Source organism: Micromonospora sp. NBRC 110038, from assembly GCF_020884815.1.
GTDB lineage: Bacteria > Actinomycetota > Actinomycetes > Mycobacteriales > Micromonosporaceae > Micromonospora > Micromonospora haikouensis.
The window spans coordinates 447328-469575 of record NZ_BBOL01000004.1; the positions used below are offsets into that span (position 1 = coordinate 447328).

Below are 22248 nucleotides of genomic sequence, written 5' to 3' on the forward strand. Positions count from 1 at the left end.
CGTGAGCCAGGAAGTCCGGGGAGTCATTTCACGGCGCAAGGGCGCGCCGGTCGAGGTCACCACCATCGTGGTGCCCGACCCGGGGCCCGGCGAGGCGGTGGTCCGCGTCCAGGCGTGCGGGGTCTGCCACACCGACCTGCACTACCGCGAGGGCGGCATCAACGACGAGTTCCCGTTCCTGCTCGGCCACGAGGCCGCCGGGATCGTCGAGCAGGTCGGCGACGGCGTCACCGACGTCGCCCCCGGCGACTTCGTGGTGCTCAACTGGCGGGCCGTGTGCGGGGTCTGCCGCGCCTGCCGCCGGGGCCGGCCGTGGTACTGCTTCGCCACCCACAACGCCGCCCAGAAGATGACGCTCACCGACGGCACCGTCCTGTCGCCGGCGCTGGGCATCGGCGCGTTCGCCGAGAAGACCCTCGTGCACGCCGGGCAGTGCACGAAGGTCAACCCGGCGGCCCGGCCCGCCGCCGTGGGCCTGCTCGGCTGTGGGGTGATGGCGGGTCTCGGCGCGGCCATGAACACCGGCGGCGTCACCCGCGGCGACTCCGTGGCCGTCATCGGCTGCGGTGGGGTCGGTGACGCCGCCGTGGCCGGCGCGGTCCTGGCCGGCGCGACGACGATCGTCGCGGTGGACACCGACTCCCGCAAGCTCGACTGGGCCCGCAGGTTCGGCGCCACCCACACCGTCAACGCCTCCGAGGACGACCCGGTGGAGGCGATCCGGGCCGCCACCGGCGGATTCGGCGCGGACGTCGTCATCGACGCCGTCGGTCGGCCCGAGACGTGGAAGCAGGCGTTCTACGCCCGCGACCTCGCCGGCACGGTCGTGCTGGTCGGCGTGCCCACCCCGCAGATGAGCGTGGAGCTGCCGCTGCTGGACGTGTTCGGCCGCGGCGGCGCCCTCAAGTCCAGCTGGTACGGCGACTGCCTGCCCAGCCGCGACTTCCCGCTGCTCACCGAGCTGTATCTGCAGGGCCGGCTCGACCTGGACGCGTTCGTCACCGAGGAGATCGCCCTGGACCAGGTCGAGGAGGCGTTCACCCGGATGCACCACGGTGACGTGCTGCGGTCGGTGGTGGTCTTCCCGTGACCGCCCGCGTCGACCACACCGTCACCTCCGGCACGTTCTCCCTCGACGGGCAGACCTTCGACGTCGACAACAACGTGTGGGTGATCGGCGACGACAGCGAGTGCGTCGTCGTCGACGCCCCGCACGACGTCGACGCGATCCTGCGTACCGTCGGCGGCCGGCGGGTGGTGGCGATCCTGGCCACCCACGCCCACGACGACCACGTGCGGGTCGCCCCGCAGCTCGCCCGGGCCACCGGCGCGCCGGTGCTGCTGCACCCCGACGACCGGGTGCTGTGGGACATGGTGCACCCCGACGCGGCCCCCGACGGCGAGCTGCGCGACGGCGCGACGGTCGAGGTGGCGGGCACCGAACTGCGGGTGCTGCACACCCCCGGCCACAGCCCCGGGGCGTGCAGCCTGCACGCCCCGCATCTCGGCGTCGTCTTCACCGGCGACACCCTCTTCGCCGGCGGGCCGGGGGCGACGGGCCGCTCGTACAGCGACTTCGGCACCATCATCGAGTCGATCCGGACCCGGCTGTTCACCCTGCCCCCGGAGACGGTCGTGCACACCGGCCACGGCGACAGCACCACCATCGGCGCGGAGGAGCCGCACCTCGCGCAGTGGCTGGCCCGGGGCCACTGACGGTCAACGGTCACCTGACGCCGGCCGGCCGGGGGTGCCCGGCCGGCCGGCGTCAGTCCTCGTCGGCCAGGCCGCCGCGCACCAGCTCCAGCAGCCGCGCCAGCCCCGGCCGGCAGCCGACCAGCCGTACGCCGCGCGGGCCGGCCCGCACGAGCGTCGCGGCCGAGCGCACGTCGACGACGCTCAGCCCGGACAGGTCCAGCACGACGGGCTGCCGCGCCGGCGTCTCCTCGGTGACCGCGGCGAGCAGCGCCGCGAAGGCGTCCCGGTTGCTGCGGTCGACCTGCCCCACCAGCCGCAGCCCCGCCGGGTCGGCCGTGCGGTGGGCGCGCAGCAGCGGTGTCCAGCGCGGCCCGCACGCCGGGGCGGCGGCGGCCGGGTGCGCGGACATCATCGCCTGACACCACTCGGTGGAGAAGATCCGCCGGTCGTAGAGGCACAGGCCGGCCGCCCGGCCGTCGAGGAAGAGCGCGCTGGCGGCGGCCTCGTAACGGCGCAGCGTGTCGATGCCGACCTGCCGGCGCGCCGCCCAGGCCATGTCCCCGACCAGCCGTACGCCGGGGTGGCCCTCGCGGTGCGCCGAGGCGATCTCGGCGGCGAGGGCGTCGACGACCCGTTCGGGCCGGAACCGGCCCCCGGCGAGGTAGCTGTAGCCGCAGGGCACGATGCGCAGCTCACCGGCGTGCGGCGCGGGCCCGGGGGCCGCGCCGTGGCGGGCGGCGGACGCCCGCACGTCTTCGGCGGACAGCACGTCGAGGAAGCAGACGACCCGGTGGCCGAGCCGCAGGCCGGCGGCGGCGAACCGGCCCACGGCGTCGAGACCGTCGGTCTCGTCGTCGTGGAACCAGCAGACGTGGTCGCCCAGCTCCACCTGGTCCACCACCGCGGACGTGGTCACCTCATCGCCTTCCGGTCGACGCGCCTCCCACTGTAACCCCGCAGCGGTGCGGCGACCGGTGTCGCGGCGTGCCGCCCTCAGCCGGCGCGGTCGAGAACGTTCGCCCTGGCCGCCGCGTACCGTTCGCGGATCGCCGGCACGGCGTCCGCCTCGTGCGTCTCCACCTGCCCGATCGTCCACGGTGGCGGCTGCGGCCCACCGGAGAGCGTCCAGGCCGCCTGGCGGGCGGCGCCGTCGGCGACGTACTCCCCGGGTGGGGGGACGAGCACGGGGCGGCCGAAGACGGCGGGCGCGATCCGGCGTACCGCCTCCGAGTGGGCGCCGCCGCCGACCAGGATGACCCGGTCGACCGTCGTGCCCTGCGCGAGCATCGTGTCCAGCCCGTCGGCGAGCGCGCACAGCATGCCCTCCACCGCCGCGCGGGCCAGGTGGGCGGGGGTGGAGGTCCGCAGGGTCAGGCCGTGCACGGCCCCGGTGGCGTGCGGGCGGTTCGGGGTGCGCTCGCCCTCCAGGTAGGGCACCAGGACCAGCCCGTCGGCGCCCGCCGGGGCGGACAGGGCCAGCGCCGACAACCCCGCGTGGTCCACCCGCAGCATGGCCGCGGCCGCGTCCAGCACCCGGGCGGCGTTGAGCGTGCACACCAGCGGCAGGAACCGGCCGGTCGCGTCGGCGAACCCGGCGACGATCCCGCTCGGGTCGGCGGTCGGCACGTCGGAGACGGTGGACACGATGCCGGAGGTGCCGATCGACACGATCACGTCGCCCGGCCCGGCACCGACACCCAGCGCCGCGGCGGCGCAGTCGCCGGCACCGGCGCCCAGCGGCGCGCCGGTGCGCAGCCGACCGGCCCGGCCGGTCGGCGCGAGCACCTGCGGCAGCAGCACGTCGTCGCGGCCGAACGCCAACCCGAACAGGTCCTGGCGGTAGCCGCCGGTGGCGGCCGACCAGTATCCGGTCCCGCTGGCCTCGCTGCGGTCGGTGCGCAGCGCGTCGAGCCCCGGCGCACCGGACAGCCGCCAGGTCAGCCAGTCGTGCGGTAGACACACCGCAGCGGTACGGGCGGCGTTGCGCGGCTCCGCCGAGGCCAGCCAGCGCAGCTTCGTGACAGTGAAGCTGGCCACCGGCACCAGGCCGACCGCCTCGGCCCAGGCCCGCCGGCCCGCCTCACCGCCGCCCAGGTCGGAGATCAGGTCGGCGGCGGCGTCGGCCGAGCGGGTGTCGTTCCACAGCACGGCGTCCCGGACCACCGCGCCGTCGGCGTCGAGGCACACCATGCCCTGCTGCTGCCCGGCGATCGAGGCGGCCGCCACGTCGTCCAGCCCGCCGGCCCGCGCGACGGCGTCGGCCAGCGCGGCCTCCCACGCGGCCGGCGGCACCGCCGTGCCGGCCGGGTGCGGTGCGCGCCCCTCGCGCACCAGCCTGCCTGTCTCGGCGTCGCGGACGACGACCTTGCACGACTGGGTCGACGAGTCGACTCCGGCCACGAGCGGCACGGGCCCTCCTGCGCGGCTCGGGGACACGGGCGGGAATTTGTTCAGCAGATGAATTATTCGAATCGGGTCCGGCCCCTGTCAACCGGCCGGCGGCGCGAAATGCGCTACGAGCCTCGGGCAGCGGCCCGGCACAATCGGCCCTTGTGCCCCGCCCACCCCGAACGGCGCGCCCCGGCCCTGCCGCCGGCCACCCACCGCTGACCCCGGCGCAGGCCGCCGCCCTGGCGCACGTGCGCCGGTCGGCGCTACGCCGACGCCCGGCGACCCGCGCCGTGATCGCGCGGCACCTGGCCGCCTCCGGCGTCGGCCGCCGGCCGCAGGAGCTGGTCGCGGCGGTCGCCGCGCACGGCCGGCTGACCGTGAACTTCCACCCCGACCGGCTGCTCGCCGACGGGCGGACGGTGGCCGACGCGCTGGCCGCGCAGGGCGTCTACCGCAGCCAGTTCGCCACGGGCATCTCCAACGGCGGCCTGACCGCGTTCCCCGGCGGCGACCGGGACCGCTGGGAGGAGGCGATGTTCGGCGGCGCCTACCAGGCGACAGGCGTACTTCCGGCCGACCGCCCGACGTACGGCGGGCTCAACCTGCTCGACCACCCCGACGGCGCGTGTCCCCGGTTCGGCTCCTGCCACCTGCGGCTGCGGCCGCAGGTGCTGGCCCGCGCCACGTTCTGCTTCGGCGACAGCCACCTGGAGCCGCCCCACCTCGGCACCGTCGACGTGCCCGAGCCGGTGCTGGCGGAGCTGCTCGACGCCACCGCCGGCACGGGCGTCAGCCTCGGCGTCGCCGGGACGGACCCGGCCACCCTGCTCGGGGCCCTGTTGCGCCGCCGCGACCGGGACGCCTGGCGCGCCGGCCCGGCCGTCCGCGCGCTGGACGACTACGTCGAGGCGCAGATCCACGGTGCGGTCGTCCTCGGCCGCGACGTCGAGGCGTTCGTGCTCGACCCGTCGTTCGCGGGCACCCGGGTGGGCCGGGTGCTGGCCGACCTGGCGGCGCGCCACGGGGCGGCGCTGCACTGGCACGCGGGCTTCGAGCTGCCGGTCGACGGGGTCGACGCCGAGTTCCGGGGGTCCGGCATCCCGCCGCTGGCCGCCCGGATCCACGCCGATTTCGCCCGCCCCGGCGAACCGGTCGACGCCGCGCTGATCGGCCGGGCCGCCGCCTCGGCGGTCACCGAGCCCGACCGGTGGGCCGACCGCGGCCCGCTGGCGGCCACGCTGCAGGACCTCAAGATGCTCTGGCACGTTCTCGTCCGGTTCGGGGCGCCCCGCGCCCGCTGACCGGTGTCGACCGTCGTGTCCGGTTGCGGGCGTGACCGGGACCGCACCCCGGCCGCTGCCACCCGTATCCGGAATGACGGACACGTGAAGCTGGTTGTGTCCCCCGTACCGCCCGCCGGTAAACCCCACCGGCCGGGGCGGGTCCCGAGGGGCGCTCACTCCGGAGCGCGTCGTGTCGACCGAAAGGGCAACCATCGTGAAGGCCAACTTCACTCGATGGCTCCCGGCCATCGCGAAGACCACGAACCGCAGGACCGTCCTGACCATCAGCGGCGTCGCCGTCCTCGGCGGCCTGGCGTTCGGCCCCACGGCCGTCGCCGCCCCCGTCACCACCGGCCCGCACGCGGGCGCCGTCGCCGCCATTGACCTGGCCACCGGCAAGACCCGGGAGGGTGCCACCGCCGAGTCCGCGCTGACCACCGGCGCGGGTGCCGGCACGTCCACCCCGTCGACGGGCAAGCCGAGCCGCGACGAGCTGATCCCGCACGGCGTCGAGGGCGCGCAGTCGCGCATCCCGCTCGACGACGCGCAGGTGGCCAACGCCAGGGCCATCGTCGAGGCCGCCAAGGAGAGCGGCGTCGGCGAACGCGGCGCCGTGATCGGCGTGGCCACCTCGCTGCAGGAGTCGAAGCTGTACAACCTCGGCCACCTCGGCGCGTACAACGACCACGACTCGCAGGGCCTGTTCCAACAGCGCCCGTCGTCCGGTTGGGGCTCGCCCGACCAGATCACCGACCCCGAGTACGCGTCGAAGGCGTTCTTCGGGGCGCTGAAGAACGTCGGCGGCTGGCGGGAGCTGCCGCTGACCGCCGCGGCGCAGACGGTGCAGGTGTCGGCGTACCCGTACGCGTACGCCCAGTGGGAGGAGCAGGCCGCCGACATCGTCGCGCAGCTGTGGTGAGGTGACGACATCCGAACGCCCCGTGCCGCCGGCACGGGGCGTTCGCCTCCCCGGGTGCGGCCCCGCACCGCCGTCGGGGTTCACTTCCCCCATGGACGAGTCGATCTGGGATGCGGTGCGGGCGGCGCGCGGGTGGCTCGACGCCGCCAACGGCGCCGGGGACGCGGAGTTGACCTGCCGGATCCTCAAGCTGACCGAGGAGGCGGGTGAGGCCGCCGGGGCGTGGATCGGCGTGCTCGGGCAGAACCCCCGCAAGGGGGTCACCCACACCCGCGACGACGTGGCCGCCGAGCTGGCCGACGTGGCGTTCACGGCGCTGGTGGCGATCGAGAGCCTCGGCGGCGACGCGCGGGCCGCGCTGCTGGCGTGCGCCGAGAAGGTCCGCGCCCGGCAGCGGTGAGCACCGCCCCCGGCGGCGGAAAAAGATCCGCTGAGGGTCGCGGCGCGGCGGGCGCTGGCCTATGTTCAGAACGTCAGCTTCTGTCGCCGGGGAGGGGGTGCGCGCCGATGGGTCTGCGGACGTTCCTCGCGGGCTGGCCCGCCTACCGGCAGCTCACCGGCACCGACCCGCTCGGCCGGGGCGCGGCGGCCCAGTCGGCCCGCTCGGCGGCGCTGACGGCCCGCACCGAGACCGCCGACAGCGTGGCCCGCTCGGTCTGCCCCTACTGCGCCGTCGGCTGCGGGCAGCGGGTCTTCGTCACCGACGGCCGGGTCACCCAGATCGAGGGCGACCCGGACAGCCCGATCTCCCGTGGGCGGCTGTGCCCGAAGGGCTCGGCCAGCAAGAGCCTGGTCACCAGTCCGCTGCGGCAGACGACGGTGCGCTACCGCCGGCCGTACGCGACCGAGTGGGAGGACCTGGACCTCGACACCGCGCTCGACATGATCGCCGACCGGATCCTCGCCGCCCGCGAGGACACCTGGGAGGACGTCGACGACGCGGGCCGGCCGTTGCACCGCACGCTGGGCATCTCCAGCCTCGGCGGGGCGACGCTGGACAACGAGGAGAACTACCTCATCAAGAAGCTGTTCACGGCGATGGGGGCGCTCCAGATCGAGAACCAGGCCCGCATTTGACACTCCGCCACCGTCCCCGGTCTGGGGACCAGCTTCGGTCGCGGCGGCGCGACGGACTTCCAACAGGACCTGGTCAACGCTGACGTCATCGTCATCCAGGGCTCCAACATGGCCGAGGCCCACCCGGTGGGTTTCCAGTGGGTGATGGAGGCCAAGCGGCGCGGCGCGAAGGTCTTCCACGTCGACCCCCGGTTCACCCGCACCAGCGCGGTCGCCGACACGTACCTGCCGATCCGGGCGGGCACCGACATCGCGCTGCTCGGCGGCGTGGTGCGCCACATCCTGGAGAACGAGCTGGACTTCCGGGAGTACGTGCTGGCGTACACCAACGCGGCGACGATCGTCAGCGACCAGTTCGCCGACACCGAGGACCTCGACGGGCTGTTCTCCGGCTACCGCCCCGACACCGGCTCGTACGACACGTCGAGCTGGCAGTACGCCGGCCACGAGGGCCACGCCGAGATCACCGGCACCGGCAAGGAACGCGACAGCGCGGCCGGGCTGCGCCACGAGTCGCACGGCATGCCGGTGCCCACGCCGGCGCAGCGGGACGAGACGCTGCAGCACCCGCGCTGCGTCTACCAGATCCTGCGGCGGCACTTCGCCCGCTACACCCCGGAGATGGTGGAGCGGGTCTGCGGCATCCCGCAGGAGAAGTTCCTGGAGCTGGCCGACGCGTGGGCGGCCAACTCGGGCCGGGAACGCACCGGCGCGCTGGTCTACTCGGTGGGCTGGACGCAGCACAGCGTCGGCGTGCAGTACATCCGCACCGGCGCGATCATCCAGACCCTGCTGGGCAACATGGGCCGCCCCGGCGGGGGCATCCTGGCGCTGCGCGGGCACGCCAGCATCCAGGGCTCCACCGACATCCCCACGCTCTACAACCTGCTGCCCGGCTACCTGCCGATGCCGCACCACGCCGACCACGAGACGTTCGACGACTGGGTCGACAGCATCCGCCACCCCGGCCAGAAGGGCTTCTGGAGCAACTCCCGGGCGTACGCGGCGAGCCTGCTCAAGGCGTACTGGGGGGACGCGGCGACGCCGGAGAACGACTTCTGCTACGACCACCTGCCCCGGATGACCGGCGACCACGGCACCTACCAGCAGGTCCTCAACATGATCGACGGGAAGATCCGGGGCTACTTCCTGCTCGGCCAGAACCCGGCGGTCGGCTCCGCGCACGGCCGCGCCCAGCGCCTCGGCATGGCCAACCTCGACTGGCTGGTCGTGCGCGACCTGTTCCTCATCGAGAGCGCCACGTTCTGGAAGAACAGCCCCGAGGTGGCCACCGGGGAGATCGTGCCGGAGCAGTGCCGCACCGAGGTGTTCTTCCTGCCGGCGGCCTCCCACGTGGAGAAGGAGGGCACGTTCACCCAGACCCAGCGGCTGTTGCAGTGGCGGGAGAAGGCCGTCGACCCGCCGGGCGACGCCCGCTCGGAGCTGTGGTTCTTCTACCACCTCGGCCGGCGGCTGCGGGAGAGGCTGGCCGGGTCGCCGCACCCGCGCGACCGGGCGCTGCTCGACCTGACCTGGGACTACCCGACGCACGGCCCGCACGCGGAGCCGAGCGCCGAGGCGGTGCTGCGGGAGATCAACGGCTACGAGGTGGCCACCGGCCGCCCGCTGTCGGCGTTCACGCAGGCCCGCGACGACGGGTCCACCGCGATCGGCTGCTGGATCTACACCGGCGTCTACGCCGACGGCGTCAACCAGGCCGCCCGCCGCCGCTCCCGCCACGAGCAGGACTGGGTGGCCGCGCAGTGGGGCTGGGCGTGGCCGGCGAACCGGCGCACCCTCTACAACCGGGCCTCCGCCGACCCGCAGGGCCGCCCGTGGAGCGAACGCAAGAAGTACGTGTGGTGGGACCCGGACGCGGGGGAGTGGACCGGCTACGACGTGCCGGACTTCGAGAAGACGAAGCCGCCGACGTACCGGCCGCCGGAGGGCGCCTCCGGGGTGGCGGCCATCGCCGGCGACGATCCGTTCATCATGCAGGGTGACGGGAAAGCGTGGCTGTACGCGCCCAGCGGCGTGCTCGACGGCCCGCTGCCGGCGCACTACGAGCCGGCCGAGTCCCCGATGCGCAACCCCCTGTACGGGCAGCAGGCCAACCCGACCCGCAAGGTCTACGAGCATCCGGTCAACTCGGTCAACCCGAGCCCGCCGGAGGCGCACAGCGCCGTCTTCCCGTACGTGTTCACGGTCAGCCGGCTCACCGAGCACCACACGGCCGGCGGGATGAGCCGCACCGTGCGTCCGCTGGCCGAGTTGCAGCCGGAGATGTTCGTGGAGGTGTCCCCGGAGCTGGCCGCGGAGGCGGGCCTGGCGCACCTGGGCTGGGCGCACCTGGTCAGCGGCCGGGCGGTGATCGAGGCGAAGGTGCTGGTCACCGACCGGCTCACCCCGCTGCGGGTCGACGGCCGGATCATCCACCAGTTGTGGCTGCCGTACCATTTCGGCACGGAGGGGCTGGTCACCGGCGACTCGGCCAACGACCTGTTCGGCATCACCCTGGACCCGAACGTGCTGATCCAGGAGAGCAAGGTCGGCACCTGCGACGTGCGGCCCGGCCGGCGGCCCACCGGGCCGGCCCTGCTCGACCTGGTCGCCGACTACCGGCGGCGGGCCGGGATGACCCCGCAGCGCCGCGTCCCGATCGTCACCACCGACGCGGCCGGCGGCGGCGACGCGGCCGGCAGCACCGACGAACGCTCGCCGGAGGCGTCGGCCGACGAGCAGAACAGGGGCGGGGATGCCTGACGCCAACAGCCTCTACGGGCCGCTGGACCCGGCCCCGGACGCCGGCTGGACCGACGCCCAGCCCCGGATGGGCTTCTTCACCGACACCAGCGTCTGCATCGGCTGCAAGGCATGCGAGGTCGCCTGCAAGGAGTGGAACGACGTGCCGGGCTCCGGGCTGGACCTGCTCGGCATGTCCTACGACAACACCGGCGCGCTGACGGCGAACTCGTGGCGGCACGTGGCGTTCGTGGAGCAGCCCCGCCCCGCCGCCCCGGCCGCCGACGAGCCGGGCAGCAGCGCCGCCGGCCCGCAGTTCCTCGGCATGCCCGGCGCGCAGCCGCCCGGCCGCGGCACCGGCGCCCAGACCCGCTCCGACTTCCGCTGGCTGATGATGTCGGACGTGTGCAAGCACTGCACGCACGCCGCCTGCCTCGACGTGTGCCCCACCGGGTCGCTGTTCCGCACCGAGTTCGGCACGGTCGTGGTGCAGGAGGACATCTGCAACGGCTGCGGCTACTGCATCCCCGCTTGCCCGTACGGGGTGATCGACCAGCGTAAGGACGACGGCCGGGCCTGGAAGTGCACCCTGTGCTACGACCGGCTCGGCGCGGGCCTGACCCCCGCCTGCGCGCAGGCGTGCCCCACCGAGTCCATCCAGTACGGCCCCCTCGACGAGCTGCGGGAGCGGGCCGCGCAGCGGGTCGCCACCCTGCACGAGCGCGGCGTGCCGCAGGCCCGGCTCTACGGCCACGACCCGACCGACGGCGTCGGCGGCGACGGCGCGTTCTTCCTGCTGCTCGACGACCCCGAGGTGTACGGGCTGCCGCCCGACCCGGTGGTCACCACCCGGGACCTGCCCCGGATGTGGAAGCGTGCCGGGCTGGCCGCCCTGGCCATGGCGGCGGCGGCCGTCGCCGCGTTCGTCGGAGGTTCCTCGTGAGCGCACCGCACCGGCCGGTCGGTGACCGGTTCCGCCGCTACCGCAGCGGACGCGGCGGCGGGGAACAGGTGACCGTCCCGCCGGCCGAGTTCACCTCCTACTACGGCCGCCCGATCCTGAAGCCGCCGGTGTGGAAGTGGGACATCGCGGCGTACCTGTTCACCGGCGGGTTGGCCGCCGGGTCGTCGCTGCTGGCCGCCGGTGGGCAGCTCACCGGCCGGCCGGCGTTGCGTCGCGCCGGCCGGGTCACCTCGCTGGCGGCGGTCACCGCCAGCGCGTACTTCCTCGTCAACGACCTGGGCCGGCCGGCCCGCTTCCACCACATGCTGCGGGTGGCGAAGCCGACCTCCCCGATGTCGGTGGGCACCTGGATCCTCACCGTCTTCGGCCCGGCCGCCGGGGTCGCCGCCGTCGCCGAGGCCGCGCCGTGGCTGCCCGAGCGGGGCGTGCTCGGCGTGGGGCGGCGGCTGCTGCCCGCTGCCGGGCGGGCCGCCGGACTGGTCGCCGCCGCCACCGCGCCGGCCCTGGCCACGTACACGGGGGTGCTGCTCGCCGACACGGCCGTGCCGTCGTGGCACGAGGCGTACCCGGAACTGCCGACGATCTTCGCGGGCAGCGCCCTGGCCAGCGGCGCCGGCGTGGGCCTGCTCGCCGCGCCCTGCGCCCAGGCCGGCCCGGCCCGGCGGTTGGCCGTGGCCGGCGCGGCCCTGGAGCTGTGGGGCGCGCACCGGGTGGAGACCCGCCTCGGCCTGCTCAGCGAGCCCTACCGCACCGGCGTGCCCGGCCGGCTGTTGCGTGCCGGCCGGGCGCTGACCGCCGCCGGGGTCCTCGGCGCGCTGGTCGGCCGCCGCAGCCGGCTGCTGTCCGGCCTGTCCGGCGCGGCGCTGCTCGCCGCGTCGGTCGCCACCCGGTTCGGCATCTTCCACGGCGGCGTCGCCTCCGCCCGCGACCCGAAGTACACGGTGGTGCCGCAGCGCGCACGCGTCGACCGTCGCGCCGCGCAGGGCTGACGCCCTCCCCGCACGCCGGGCAGGGCGCTGTGGTCAAATGGCCGGTGGAGGCGTTCAGGCGGCTGGTGCCCCTCCCGGTCTTCAAAACCGGTGTGGTCCGGGACCCGGGCCAGGCGGGTTCGATTCCCGTCCGTCTCCGCCAGGCAACCCGTGGGAAGGACGCGATGCGCGACGCCGATCCCCGACGGCGGGTCCCGCGCACCGACGTCCTGCTGGCCGACCCCCGGCTGGCCGCCGCCGCCGACCGGCTGGGCCGCGACCGGGTCAAGGCCGCGATCGTCGCCGCGCAGGCCCGCGCCCGCGCCGGTGAGATCACCCCCGATCGGGTACGCGACGCCGCGGTCGCCGCGCTGCCCGCCGCGACGCCGGCGGCGGTGCTCAACGCCACCGGCGTCGTCCTGCACACCAACCTGGGTCGGGCCCCGCTGTCGGCCGCCGCCGTGGCCGCCGTGGCCGCCGCCGCCGGGCACACCGACGTGGAGCTGGACCTGGCCACCGGCCGGCGGGCCCGGCGGGGCCGCGACGCCCTCGCCGCGCTCGCCGCCGCCGTGCCCGACGCGGGCGGCGTGCACGTGGTCAACAACGGCGCGGCGGCCCTCGTCCTGGCCGCCACCGCCCTCGCGGCGGGTCGGGAGATCGTGGTCAGCCGGGGCGAGCTGGTGGAGATCGGCGACGGGTTCCGCCTGCCCGACCTGCTGGCCAGCACCGGCGCGCGGCTGCGGGAGGTCGGCACCACCAACCGCACCAGCCTCGCCGACTACGCCGACGCGGTCGGCCCCGACACCGGGTTCGTGTTGAAGGTGCACCCGTCGAACTTCGTGGTCACCGGCTTCACCAGCGCCGTCGGCGTCGACCGGCTGGCGACCCTGGGCGTGCCGGTCGTCGCCGACATCGGCTCCGGGCTGCTCGCGCCCGACCCGCTGCTGCCCGCCGAGCCCGACGCGGCGAGCACGCTGCGTGCGGGCGCGCACCTGGTCACCGCCAGCGGCGACAAGCTCCTCGGCGGCCCGCAGGCCGGGCTGCTGCTCGGCGACGCCGACCTGGTCGACCGGCTGCGCCGCCACCCCCTGGCCCGCGCCCTGCGGGTCGACAAGCTGACCCTCGCCGCGCTGGCGGCCACCCTGCACGGCCCCGACACCCCCACCCGGGCGGCCCTGCACGCCGACCCGGCCGCCCTGCGGCGGCGCACCGAGCACCTGCGCGACCGGTTGGCCGCCGACGGCTGCAAGGCCGAGGTGGTGCCCACGGCCGCCGTGGTCGGCGGCGGCGGCGCGCCCGGCGTCGAGCTGGACTCGTGGGCCCTGGCCCTGCCCGAGCGGTACGCCGGGCTGCTGCGCGTCGGCGACCCGCCGGTGCTCGGCCGGGTCGCCCGGGGCCGGCTGCTGCTGGACCTGCGCTGCGTGCCCGCCGCCGCCGACGACGCGCTGCGCGCCGCCGTGCTGGCCGTGCCGGCGGAGGACTGACGTGCCGGCGGACGCCGACCTGCGGGCGGTGGGCTGACGTGCGGGTGGTGGCCACCGCCGGGCACGTCGACCACGGCAAGTCCACCCTCGTGCGGGCGCTGACCGGGATGGAACCGGACCGGTGGGCCGAGGAGCGCCGCCGGGGCATGACCATCGACCTCGGCTTCGCCTGGACCACGCTGCCCTCCGGCGGCACGGTCGCGTTCGTCGACGTGCCCGGCCACGAGCGGTTCGTGCCGAACATGCTCGCCGGGGTCGGCCCCGCGCCCGCCGCGCTGTTCGTCGTCGCCGCCGACGAGGGCTGGATGCCCCAATCCGCCGAGCACCTGGCCGCGCTGCACGCGCTCGGCGTGGCGTACGGGCTGCTGGTGGTGACCCGCGCGGACCTGGCCGACCCGGGGCCGACGCTGGCCCGGGCCCGCGCGGAGATCGCCGCCACGTCGCTGGGCCACGTGGAGGCCGTCGCGGTCAGCGCCGTCACCGGGGCTGGCCTGCCCGATCTGCGGGCGGCCCTGGACCGCCTGGCGGCCCGGCTGCCCGACCCGCCGGCCGACGCGCCGGTGCGGCTGTGGGTGGACCGGTCGTTCACGATCACCGGCTCCGGCACCGTGGTCACCGGCACCCTCGGCGGCGGCCGGCTGGCCGTCGGCGACCACCTGGAGCTGGCGGGCACCGGCGAGCAGGTGCGGGTGCGGGGCCTGCACCGCCTCGGCGTCGCCCGCGACCGGGTCGACGCGGTGGCCCGGGTCGCGGTGAACCTGCGCAACGTGCCCCGCGACCGGCTGGGCCGCGGCGAGGCGCTGCTCACCCCCGGCCGGTTCGGCCGCACCGACCTGCTCGACGTGCGCGTCACCGGGGAACCGGCGGCCGACCTGCCGGCCACCCTCACCCTGCACGTCGGCTCCGCCGCCGTGGCCGCCCGGGTGCGCCCGCTCGGCGTCGACACCGTCCGGCTGCGGCTGGCCCGGCCGCTGCCGCTGCTCGTCGGCGACCGGGCGCTGCTGCGCGACCCCGGCCGGCACCTGATCGCCGGCGGGGTCACCGTGCTGGACGTGGCCCCGCCGCCACTGACCCGGCGCGGGGCCGCCGCCGCCCGCGCCCGGGTCCTCGCCGACCTCGACGGCCGCCCCGACCTGGCGGGGGAGCTGCGCCGCCGCGCCCTGGCCCGGGTCGGGGAGCTGACCCGGATGGGGGTGCCCGTCACCACCGCCCCCGTCGCCGGGGACTGGCTGGCCGACCCCGAGCACTGGGCGGCCCTGGCCGCCCGGCTGGCCGCCGAGACCACCCGGTACGCCGCCGCGCACCCCCTGGAGGCGGGTGTCCCCGTCGACGTGCTGCGCCACCGCCTCGGCCTGCCCGACCGGGCCCTGGTCGAGGCCCTCGTGCGCCCGCCGCTGCGGGTGGCCGGCGGGCGGGTCACCGCGTCGACCGGCGACGCGCTGCCCGAGCCGGTGGCCCGCGCGGTGGCCCGCGTCCGCGCCGAGTACGCCGACCGGCCGTTCCAGGCCCCGGAGGCGCACCGCCTCGCCGAGTGGGGACTCGGGCCCCGGGAGCTCGGGGCGGCGGTGCGGGCCGGGGCGCTGCTGCGGCTGGCCGACACGGTGGTGCTGCTGCCCGGCGCCGTGGACGCCGCCGCCCGGGTTCTCGCCGGGCTGCCGCAGCCGTTCACGCTCAGCGCCGCCCGGCAGGCCCTGGACACCACCCGCCGGGTGGCGGTGCCGCTGCTGGAGCTGCTGGACCGCCGGGGCGTCACCCGTCGCCTGCCCGACGACGCCCGCAGCGTCGTGTCCCCGCCGCCCTGACCGGCCGGCCCGCCCGGCCGGCGGTGTGCTTTGTTGCGCGGTGCTGCGATCGTGGCGTGGTGACCGATTCGGCTCCCGCCTCCGCCGCCGGGGGCCGGTGGGGCCGGGTGTTCCTCCTGACGATGGTGCTGGGCTGGTCGGCCTGGGCGGTGCTGGCCTGGTGGGCTGCGCCCCGCGAGTCCGACGTCGGGCAACTGGGGCGGGACGTGGCCGCCGGCCGGGTCGTCACCGTCCAGCGCGGCGACGGCTGGCAGCGCCCGGGTGCCTTCTGGGGCACGACGCCGAACCTGCGGCCCGGCCCGCGGGGCCCGACGCTCGCCTGGAGCCTGCCCGACGGCCGGATCCGCTACGCCGACGTGGGGGTGCCGCTGGGCGACCCGGAACCCACGCCGGACGGGACGGACGGCCGCCTGACCCGCGTCGCGGAGCCCTGGCCGAGCACCTCCGCGCCCGCGCACCGGATCACCGCCGCCGCGGAGGTGCTCGCCGCCGCCGTGGCGCTGGGCTGGCTGGCGATGCTCGTCGTCGGCCCCGACCCGGTCGTCGGCACCCGCTGGTTCTGGTTCTGGCTGGGCTCGCTGCCGTTCGGGCTGGGCGTGCTCGCCTGGCTGCACCGGGAACGCTGGCGCCCGTCGCGCCGGCAGGGGTCCACTCCGCCGGCTGCGGCCCGCCGGTCCGGGTGGGCCGGCCTGGGGTGGAGCCTGCTGGCCACGGTGGGGCTGTCCCTCGCGGTGGTCGCCCTGCGCGGGCTGCTCGGCGGCGCGCTCGTCCCCGGCTGACCGGGCGGGTTTCGCAGGCGCGGCCCCGGCGGGCAACGGGTGGCCTAGCGTGGCGGTCATGGACCCTTCGGCGGTCTGGCGGGACAAGAGCCACCGGTGGCGGATCGAGGCGTACCGGGCACCGGACCTGCGCTTCGCCATCTTCGCCACGAACGGCCCCACCGAGTCGGCCCCGCTGTGGCTGTTCGGGATGGCCGCCCTGGCCCGCTGGCTGATGACCCACGCGATCTCCCTCGACGACCTGGAGACCGACTGACCGGCACCGCCCCGGTCGGGTGAAAAGAGGCTTTCGCCCACTTATGCGCGAATGGTGCTCCGTACCGTGCGGGGGATGAAGGACCGGGGAATGCGGACGGTCGTGGCGGTGCTCGCCGGCCTCGCGGTCATCTACTTCGGCAGCAAAGGCCGCAGTGCCGACGACGGCGGCGGCGTGTCCGGCGGGGTGGTGATCCTCGCCGTGCTGGCCGCCGCCCTGGCCTGGCACCTGACCAAGCCGAGCGACACCGCGGCCAAGTGACCCCGCGCCCCGCTGCGGCCTCAGCGGGCGGCTGCCCGCTTGACCTCCCGCGCGGAGTCCTCGTCGAGGGCCACCCGGACCAGCGCCGAGGCGAGCCGCCCGAAGTCCGCCCCGTCGACCAGCCCGCCGAGCCCACGCGGGTCGGCCGGCAACCCCAGCAGCCCGGCACCGGCCAGGGCCCGCCGGTCGGCGTACGGGCGCACGTCCGGCCAGACCGACTGCGCCTCGCGCAGGAAGATGTCCGCACCGGTCGGCCCGATCCCGGGGAACTCGGTGAGCAGCCGCCGCAGTGCCGCCGGTGACCCGCCGGCCTCCCGGTGCAGGCGGCGCAGGTCGCCGTGCCAGCGGTCCAGGCACAGCCGCGCGCCGGTGCCGAGCATGGTGGCGGTCCGCTCGTCGTAGCGGCGGTAGTGCCCGCGGCCCAGCGCGTCGACGCGGGCCTGCCAGCTCGCCGCCTCCATCGCCTGCGGCGTGCGGTAGCCGCAGGCGAACAGCTCCCGGGCCGCCGCCACCGCCACGCCCGCCCGGATCCGGGTGCTCAACAGCGTGGCCAGCACCAGCAGCTGGTAGAGCGGGCCGGGCCGGTCGGCGAGCCGGATGCCGGCCTCCTGCGCGTACGTGCGGCCCTGCTGCTCCAGCAGTGCCTGGGCGGTCCTGCGATCGTCTGCCACGCCTGCGGGATACCCACGCCGCAGCCGCCCACCCGTGCGGACACGTGGGGTGTGCACGTGGTTAGGAAGGGCCCCTTATACAACAGCATGCGTTAACAAGGGGCCCTTCCTTGCGCCGCATGCCGGGTGCCGTGGCGGGTAGACGCGACGTGGCGCGGCCCACGCCGCGCCGTCCACCCGGAAGGGAGAATCCCGTGACGAACCCGCAGCAGCCGGAGCTGCGCCGCAACGCGCGCAACGACGCGGTGCAGGACTCCAAGGGCCCCGGCGTGTCCGGAGGTCCCCGCCACGGCGGCGCGTCGCAGGGCGACCGGGGCCGCACCGTGCCGCGCGGTCAGGTGTCGCCGTACGGGCCGGCCGGGGCACAGGTCGCCGACGACGACAGCGACGACTAGCCCCGCCGCGACGAGGGCGGCCGCAGCCGGTTCCAGGTGGCTGCGGCCGCCATCCCGTACGCCAGGTGCGGCACGACGTCCGACAGCCAGTCGGTGCGGCTCCACCGACGCGGGTCGGTCACCCCCAGCGCCGTCATCGACGCGTCGGAGGCGGCCATCACGCCCCCGCCGAGCAGCAGGACCGCCACCGGCAGGGGCGGGGTGCGCCGCCGCGCGACCAGCACGGCGAACGCCGCGCCGGCGGCGATGCCCAGCCCGTACCCGAGCAGGGGCCCGAGGCCCGCGCGGCGGTTGGCCGCCCGGTCCTCGGGTCCCAGGTCCACGTGCGCCAGCCCGGCCACGCGCCGGGCGCTCTCCTCGGGGGTGCTGCTCGCCGGTCGGGCGCGCAGCACCATGTCGACGTAGCTGACCGCGTTGAGCGCGACGCTGCCGACCGCGCCGGCGACGGCCCCGTCGACCAGTGGCGTCCGGTTCACTTCGGGTCGCCCGGTTCGCGTTCGCCCTTCGGGCCGTACGTCCGTTCGCCCCGCACGATGCCGCGTTGTCCCCGGTCGTCCTGCAGGATCCGGTTGGCGACCTGGTTGGCCTCGGAGTCGGCCGCCCGTCCGGAGTTCTCGATCAGGTCGCGCAGCCGCGCCCGCTCCTTGTCGTACGCGTTGCTGCCCGGTCGTGGTCCTGGCATCGCCGCCTCCTCGCGGTGGTGGGGCCGTTGGCGCAGGTCGTCTACCCGCCTGTGCCGCGGCCAACCGTCCCCCGGCCGCCGCTCAGGCCGGTGCGCGCACCACGGCGACGGGGCAGTCGGCGCGGTGCAGCACGGCGTGGCTGACCGAGCCGAGGAGCAGGCCGGTGAACTCGCCGTGGCCGCGCCCGCCGACCACCAGCAGTTGGGCGTCGCGAGAGGCGTCGGTGAGCGCCGCGACGGGCCGCCTGCGCACCACCTGCGCCTCGACGGGCACCTGCGGCCAGCGTTCGCCGAGACCGGCCAGGGAGTCGGCCAGCACCCGCTGTTCCTCGCCGCGCAGGCGGTCCTCGTCGTACACGAGGGGCTGCATGTCGCCGGGCCCGGCGGAGGCGGGGTGCCGGTAGGCGTGCACGGCGCGCAGCGCGACGCCGCGCGCCGCCGCGGCCTCGGCGGCGAACTCCACGGCCGCCCGCGACAGCGCGGAGCCGTCCACCCCGACCGCGACCGGCCCGCCGGGGCGCGTCGCGCCGCGCGCCACGAGCACGGGACAGTCGGCGTACGCGGCGACCTGCACCGCCACCGAGCCGAGCACCAGCGTCGCGAACCCGCCCAGCCCTCGGTCACCGACGACGACCAGCGCGGCGGTGGGGGACTCGCCGACCAGCACGGCGGCCGCCTCCCCGTCGATGATCTCCCCGGTGACCCGGACGTCCGGCGCGGCCTTCTCGGCCTCGGCGACGGCGTCGGCCACGAGCTGTTCGGCCTGCTGGCGCAGCCCGGCGCCGGGCGGGGCGCCGGCCGCCGGGCCGAGGGGCACCCGCAGCAGCGGCCAGATGAAACCGTGCACCACCCGCAGCGGCCGGTCCCTGCGGGCCGCCTCCGCGGCGGCGAGCCCCACGGCCCGCAGGGACGACGGCGAGCCGTCCACGCCGACCACCACCGCCGCGCCGTTGGCCGCGTTCACCGTCGTACCTCCTTCGCCGTGCGCCCGCGGTCAGTATCGCGGCCCGCCGGCCGTCGCCGAGGCGATACCGCCCACGCCCCGGGGGCCGATACGGTGACCGGACTCTCCGCAGGGAAAGGACGCCGATGGACGACGCCGCGCAGCCGAGCACCGCCCGCATGATCGACTTCTGGCTCGGCGGGAAGCACCACCTCCCGGTCGACGTGGCGGCGGCCCGGGCCTTCGAGGGGGCGTACGGGCCGTGCGCCCCGCTGTTTCGCGACCTGCGGGCGTTCCTCGGCCGGGCCGTGCGGGCGATCTCCGCCGCCGGGGTGGACGCCTTCCTGGTCTTCGGTGCGGGCGTGCCCACCCGCGGCAACGTGCACGAGGCGGCGCCGGAGGCCACGGTGCTCTACACCGACGTGGACCCGGTCACCGTCGGCATCGGGCAGCGGATCCTGGCCGGCAGCGACCGGGCCGGCTACGGCTTCGGCGACGCCACCGACCTCACCACGATCGACCCGGCGCTGCTGCACCGGTTCGTGCCGGGGTGGGGCAGCCGCCCGGTCGGCGTGGTCTTCCTCGGCCTCGCGGCGTTCCTCGACGACGCGACGCTGCGGCGCACCCTCGACGATCTGTACGCGGCCACCGCCCCCGGCAGCCTCCTCGCCGTGGACTTCGACAGCGAGGAGTTGGCGGCGTATCCGCAGGCCCTGGCGATGATGGGCCCGACGTTCCGGATGCGGCCGCCCAAGGCGTTCGGTCCGCTTCTCGGCCGGTGGACCCCGACGCCGGAGGGCATCGTCCCGGTGACCCGGTGGCGTCCCGACGGCCCGCCGGCGGACCTGCCCGACGCCTTCCACGGCGGGCTCGCCGTCCGGCACGCCGACTGAGACGGCGGCTCCCACAGCGCCCGGTGACGCGCCCGACGGGGTTCGGGGTGACCGTGCCCGCCGGCTGGCCGGAGCCCTCCGTATGATGCTTGCCCTACAGCAAGAGTTGTCGGAGGGTGATCATGCCGGAGGCGTCCGGAACGGTGTCCCGCGCGCTGCGCGAGGCGCCGCCCGACCGGTTGGCGGAGGCCGCCGACCGGGCCATCCGCGCTGCTCTCGGCGCGTCCCGGACCGACGTGTTCGTCGCCGACTACCGCATCAGCGGCCTGTGGCCGGTGCTGGACCCGGACCTGCCCGACGCCGGCTTCCTCGCCTGCCACGGCGTGGCGCAGCGCTGCTTCAGCAGCCAGCAGCCGGTCCTCGACGGCGGGGACGACGGCCGCTGCCGGGTCTACCTGCCGCTGACCGTGTGGGGCGAGCGCCTCGGCGTGCTCCTGGTCGAGCTGCCGGCCACCCCGGCCGCGTCGACCGTGGAGGCGGCCCGGGACATCGCCGGTGAGCTGGCGCTGGCGCTGCGCGCCGCCGACCGGGGGACCGACCGGTACCGCCGGGCCCGCCGCCGCGAGCGGCTGAGCATGGCCGCCGAGATGCAGTGGGACCTGCTGCCAGGCCGTAGCGTCACGCACGGCGCGTTCCTGCTGGCCGGGCAGCTGGAGCCGGCCTACACCGTGGGCGGCGACCACTTCGACTGGTCCGTCGACGGCGACCGGCTCGCGCTGACCGTGCTCAACGGCGCGGGCACCGGCCTGTCGGCGTCGCTGCTGACGGCGGTGGCGGTCAACGCGATGCGCAACGCCCGCCGCTCCGGCGGCGGGCTGGTCGAGCAGGCCGAACTGGCCTCGGACACCGTCTTCTTCCAGCACCGCGGCGAGCGGCACGTGGCGACGCTGCTGCTGGAGTTGGACGCCACCGACGGCCGGGTCCGCGCGGTGGACGCGGGCTCGCCCCACGTGCTGCGGCTGCGGGGCGGCTCGGTGCAGCGGGTGCCGCTGGAGCAGCAGCTGCCGCTGGGCATGTTCGCCGAGACCCGCTACGAGGTGCAGGAGTTCACCGTCGAACCGGGCGACCGGCTCTTCGTGGTCAGCGACGGCGTGTACGCGGCGGCGCCGGACGGCGGCGAACCGTACGGCGAGCGGGCCATGGCGCGCTCGATGCGCGCGACGCGCTTGCAGCCGGCGACCGAGGCAGTTGGTACGGTGATGCGCGGGCTGCAGTCCTACCACGCCGACGCCGATCTGCGCGACGACGCGGTGGTCGTCTGCCTCGACTGGCGCGGCCGGGCCGGCGGTCCGGGCGGCGGGGCGCGGTGACGGGGCGGTAGCGGGACACGGACATCGCAGGGGACGTCGGGTGGAGCAACCGGATCTCGCCGCGGCGATCGACGCCGCAGCCGAGGCGCTCGTGCGCGTGCTCGACCCCACGGGCTCCCGCCACCAGATGACGGTCTCACCCACGCAGCTGCGGGTGCTGTCGCTGATCAGCGCCCGCCCCCGCACCAACGTGAACCGCCTCGCCGAGCTGCTCGACGTGGTGCCGTCGTCGGCGAGCCGGCTGTGTGACCGGTTGGAGGCGATCGGGCTGCTGCGCCGGGTCGCCGACCCACGGGACCGGCGGGAGGTGCGGCTGGTGCCGACGGCGGCGGCCGAGGCGCTGCTGCGGGAGCTCACCGAGCGCCGGCACCGGGCGGTCCGCGCGGTGCTGGAGCGGATGCCGTCGCGTACGCAGCACGAGCTGCTGTTGGCGCTGCTGGCGTTCGGCCAGGCGGCGGCCCCGGCGCCGGCGGTGGCCCAACCCGAGCCGGGCGCCCGGACGGCCTGACCGCGCCCCCGGCCCTCGCCGGCGTGATCGACCGCGGGGTGGTTGCGCCGCGACGACCGGCGCGACGTGAGCTGAGCCACATTGACGCGACCGCCCCGGCGAGGCGAACGCGGGCCGCCGGGAGCCGGAACCAGGCCCGATATAGTGGCAGCGCAACTCACCGGCCCCTGATCCTGCGATCGGGGGCCGCACCAGGGGAGGTCCCAGCCCGGGATCCGAGGG

General features: G+C 76.2%; 23 protein-coding genes and 1 tRNA gene. 18 read left to right on the forward strand and 6 right to left on the reverse strand.

The window, feature by feature from the left end; all coding sequences use genetic code 11:
* The first annotated feature begins 1 nt into the window (after nucleotide 1).
* Together LPU61_RS17525 and LPU61_RS17530 are read left to right on the forward strand one after the other, a co-directional pair.
* Nucleotides 2–1090, forward strand: coding sequence for an S-(hydroxymethyl)mycothiol dehydrogenase (locus LPU61_RS17525; RefSeq protein WP_043969091.1), 1089 nt, complete (start codon nucleotides 2–4; stop codon nucleotides 1088–1090).
* Nucleotides 1087–1716, forward strand: coding sequence for an MBL fold metallo-hydrolase (locus LPU61_RS17530; protein WP_229405511.1), 630 nt, complete (start codon nucleotides 1087–1089; stop codon nucleotides 1714–1716). Before LPU61_RS17525 ends, LPU61_RS17530 begins: the two co-directional genes overlap by 4 nt.
* Before the next feature lie 52 nt (nucleotides 1717–1768).
* On the opposite strand, the gene LPU61_RS17535 is transcribed toward LPU61_RS17530, so the two are convergent.
* Together LPU61_RS17535 and LPU61_RS17540 are read right to left on the reverse strand one after the other, a co-directional pair.
* Nucleotides 1769–2614, reverse strand: coding sequence for an MEDS domain-containing protein (locus LPU61_RS17535; RefSeq protein WP_229405512.1), 846 nt, complete (start codon nucleotides 2612–2614; stop codon nucleotides 1769–1771).
* Nucleotides 2615–2691: 77 nt separating this feature from the next.
* The gene (locus tag LPU61_RS17540) at nucleotides 2692–4107 is read right to left on the reverse strand and encodes an FGGY-family carbohydrate kinase (protein WP_043969094.1); all 1416 of its coding nucleotides are present in this window, start codon (nucleotides 4105–4107) and stop codon (nucleotides 2692–2694) included.
* Between the two features lie 143 nt (nucleotides 4108–4250).
* Between LPU61_RS17540 and LPU61_RS17545 the strand changes: the two genes are divergently transcribed.
* From LPU61_RS17545 to LPU61_RS17600, 12 genes are all read left to right on the forward strand, one after another.
* Complete coding sequence (locus LPU61_RS17545) at nucleotides 4251–5390, forward strand: DUF3626 domain-containing protein (RefSeq protein WP_308102569.1); 1140 nt, start codon at nucleotides 4251–4253, stop codon at nucleotides 5388–5390.
* A 196-nt stretch (nucleotides 5391–5586) separates the two neighbouring features.
* Nucleotides 5587–6291, forward strand: coding sequence for a hypothetical protein (locus LPU61_RS17550; RefSeq protein WP_229405597.1), 705 nt, complete (start codon nucleotides 5587–5589; stop codon nucleotides 6289–6291).
* Between the two features lie 91 nt (nucleotides 6292–6382).
* Nucleotides 6383–6691: a MazG-like family protein gene (locus LPU61_RS17555; RefSeq protein ID WP_043969096.1), complete on the forward strand. Its 309-nt coding sequence runs from the start codon at nucleotides 6383–6385 to the stop codon at nucleotides 6689–6691.
* 107 nt (nucleotides 6692–6798) lie between these two features.
* On the forward strand, nucleotides 6799–10131 hold the full coding sequence (gene fdh, locus LPU61_RS17560; RefSeq protein WP_229405513.1) for a formate dehydrogenase: 3333 nt from the start codon (nucleotides 6799–6801) through the stop codon (nucleotides 10129–10131).
* Complete coding sequence (locus tag LPU61_RS17565) at nucleotides 10124–11053, forward strand: 4Fe-4S dicluster domain-containing protein (protein ID WP_229405514.1); 930 nt, start codon at nucleotides 10124–10126, stop codon at nucleotides 11051–11053. The genes fdh and LPU61_RS17565 overlap by 8 nt, the downstream gene beginning before the upstream one ends.
* On the forward strand, nucleotides 11050–12063 hold the full coding sequence (nrfD, locus tag LPU61_RS17570; RefSeq protein ID WP_043969101.1) for an NrfD/PsrC family molybdoenzyme membrane anchor subunit: 1014 nt from the start codon (nucleotides 11050–11052) through the stop codon (nucleotides 12061–12063). The genes LPU61_RS17565 and nrfD overlap by 4 nt, the downstream gene beginning before the upstream one ends.
* 46 nt (nucleotides 12064–12109) lie before the next feature.
* A tRNA-Sec gene (locus tag LPU61_RS17575) sits at nucleotides 12110–12205 on the forward strand.
* A gap of 22 nt (nucleotides 12206–12227) precedes the next feature.
* Nucleotides 12228–13526: an L-seryl-tRNA(Sec) selenium transferase gene (selA, locus tag LPU61_RS17580; protein WP_043969102.1), complete on the forward strand. Its 1299-nt coding sequence runs from the start codon at nucleotides 12228–12230 to the stop codon at nucleotides 13524–13526.
* Nucleotides 13527–13564: 38 nt separating this feature from the next.
* Nucleotides 13565–15328 carry a selenocysteine-specific translation elongation factor gene (gene selB, locus LPU61_RS17585; RefSeq protein ID WP_229405515.1) on the forward strand — a complete coding sequence of 588 codons (1764 nt, stop codon included), beginning with the start codon at nucleotides 13565–13567 and terminating at the stop codon, nucleotides 15326–15328.
* Between the two features lie 59 nt (nucleotides 15329–15387).
* Complete coding sequence (locus LPU61_RS17590; RefSeq protein WP_229405516.1) at nucleotides 15388–16107, forward strand: hypothetical protein; 720 nt, start codon at nucleotides 15388–15390, stop codon at nucleotides 16105–16107.
* Nucleotides 16108–16165: 58 nt separating this feature from the next.
* The gene (locus LPU61_RS17595; RefSeq protein ID WP_043969105.1) at nucleotides 16166–16363 is read left to right on the forward strand and encodes a hypothetical protein; all 198 of its coding nucleotides are present in this window, start codon (nucleotides 16166–16168) and stop codon (nucleotides 16361–16363) included.
* A gap of 75 nt (nucleotides 16364–16438) precedes the next feature.
* Complete coding sequence (locus tag LPU61_RS17600; protein WP_043969641.1) at nucleotides 16439–16624, forward strand: hypothetical protein; 186 nt, start codon at nucleotides 16439–16441, stop codon at nucleotides 16622–16624.
* A 20-nt stretch (nucleotides 16625–16644) separates the two neighbouring features.
* Here LPU61_RS17600 and LPU61_RS17605 read toward each other — a convergent pair whose 3' ends face one another.
* The gene (locus LPU61_RS17605; RefSeq protein WP_043969107.1) at nucleotides 16645–17295 is read right to left on the reverse strand and encodes a hypothetical protein; all 651 of its coding nucleotides are present in this window, start codon (nucleotides 17293–17295) and stop codon (nucleotides 16645–16647) included.
* Between the two features lie 194 nt (nucleotides 17296–17489).
* Between LPU61_RS17605 and LPU61_RS17610 the strand changes: the two genes are divergently transcribed.
* On the forward strand, nucleotides 17490–17690 hold the full coding sequence (locus LPU61_RS17610; RefSeq protein WP_043969108.1) for a hypothetical protein: 201 nt from the start codon (nucleotides 17490–17492) through the stop codon (nucleotides 17688–17690).
* On the opposite strand, the gene LPU61_RS17615 is transcribed toward LPU61_RS17610, so the two are convergent.
* The 3 genes from LPU61_RS17615 to LPU61_RS17625 form a co-directional block, all read right to left on the reverse strand.
* A complete protein-coding gene (locus LPU61_RS17615; RefSeq protein WP_043969109.1) occupies nucleotides 17687–18166 on the reverse strand; it encodes a hypothetical protein in 480 nt (159 codons plus the stop codon). The genes LPU61_RS17610 and LPU61_RS17615 overlap by 4 nt on opposite strands.
* Entirely contained in the window at nucleotides 18163–18372 is a 210-nt protein-coding gene (locus LPU61_RS17620) for a hypothetical protein (protein WP_043969110.1), read from the reverse strand. The genes LPU61_RS17615 and LPU61_RS17620 overlap by 4 nt, the downstream gene beginning before the upstream one ends.
* An 82-nt stretch (nucleotides 18373–18454) precedes the next feature.
* Entirely contained in the window at nucleotides 18455–19336 is an 882-nt protein-coding gene (locus LPU61_RS17625; protein WP_043969111.1) for a universal stress protein, read from the reverse strand.
* Between the two features lie 125 nt (nucleotides 19337–19461).
* On the opposite strand from LPU61_RS17625, the gene LPU61_RS17630 reads away from it, so the two are divergent.
* The 3 genes from LPU61_RS17630 to LPU61_RS17640 all read left to right on the forward strand — a co-directional run bounded on the left by LPU61_RS17630 (nucleotide 19462) and on the right by LPU61_RS17640 (nucleotide 22026).
* On the forward strand, nucleotides 19462–20208 hold the full coding sequence (locus tag LPU61_RS17630; protein WP_229405517.1) for an SAM-dependent methyltransferase: 747 nt from the start codon (nucleotides 19462–19464) through the stop codon (nucleotides 20206–20208).
* A 122-nt stretch (nucleotides 20209–20330) separates the two neighbouring features.
* Nucleotides 20331–21518, forward strand: a complete 1188-nt coding sequence (locus tag LPU61_RS17635) for a PP2C family protein-serine/threonine phosphatase (protein ID WP_043969642.1) — start codon at nucleotides 20331–20333, stop codon at nucleotides 21516–21518.
* A 40-nt stretch (nucleotides 21519–21558) separates the two neighbouring features.
* Nucleotides 21559–22026: a MarR family transcriptional regulator gene (locus tag LPU61_RS17640; RefSeq protein WP_043969113.1), complete on the forward strand. Its 468-nt coding sequence runs from the start codon at nucleotides 21559–21561 to the stop codon at nucleotides 22024–22026.
* The last annotated feature ends 222 nt before the right edge of the window (nucleotides 22027–22248 follow it).

Coding starts and splice junctions, on each gene's coding strand:
- LPU61_RS17555 (WP_043969096.1), top strand. CDS start 6,383: ATGGACGAGTCGATCTGGGATGCGGTGCGGGCGGCGCGCGGGTGGCTC.
- LPU61_RS17565 (WP_229405514.1), top strand. CDS start 10,124: ATGCCTGACGCCAACAGCCTCTACGGGCCGCTGGACCCGGCCCCGGAC.
- selA (WP_043969102.1), top strand. CDS start 12,228: ATGCGCGACGCCGATCCCCGACGGCGGGTCCCGCGCACCGACGTCCTG.
- LPU61_RS17595 (WP_043969105.1), top strand. CDS start 16,166: ATGGACCCTTCGGCGGTCTGGCGGGACAAGAGCCACCGGTGGCGGATC.
- LPU61_RS17600 (WP_043969641.1), top strand. CDS start 16,439: ATGAAGGACCGGGGAATGCGGACGGTCGTGGCGGTGCTCGCCGGCCTC.
- LPU61_RS17620 (WP_043969110.1), bottom strand. CDS start 18,372: ATGCCAGGACCACGACCGGGCAGCAACGCGTACGACAAGGAGCGGGCG.
- LPU61_RS17630 (WP_229405517.1), top strand. CDS start 19,462: ATGGACGACGCCGCGCAGCCGAGCACCGCCCGCATGATCGACTTCTGG.
- LPU61_RS17635 (WP_043969642.1), top strand. CDS start 20,331: ATGCCGGAGGCGTCCGGAACGGTGTCCCGCGCGCTGCGCGAGGCGCCG.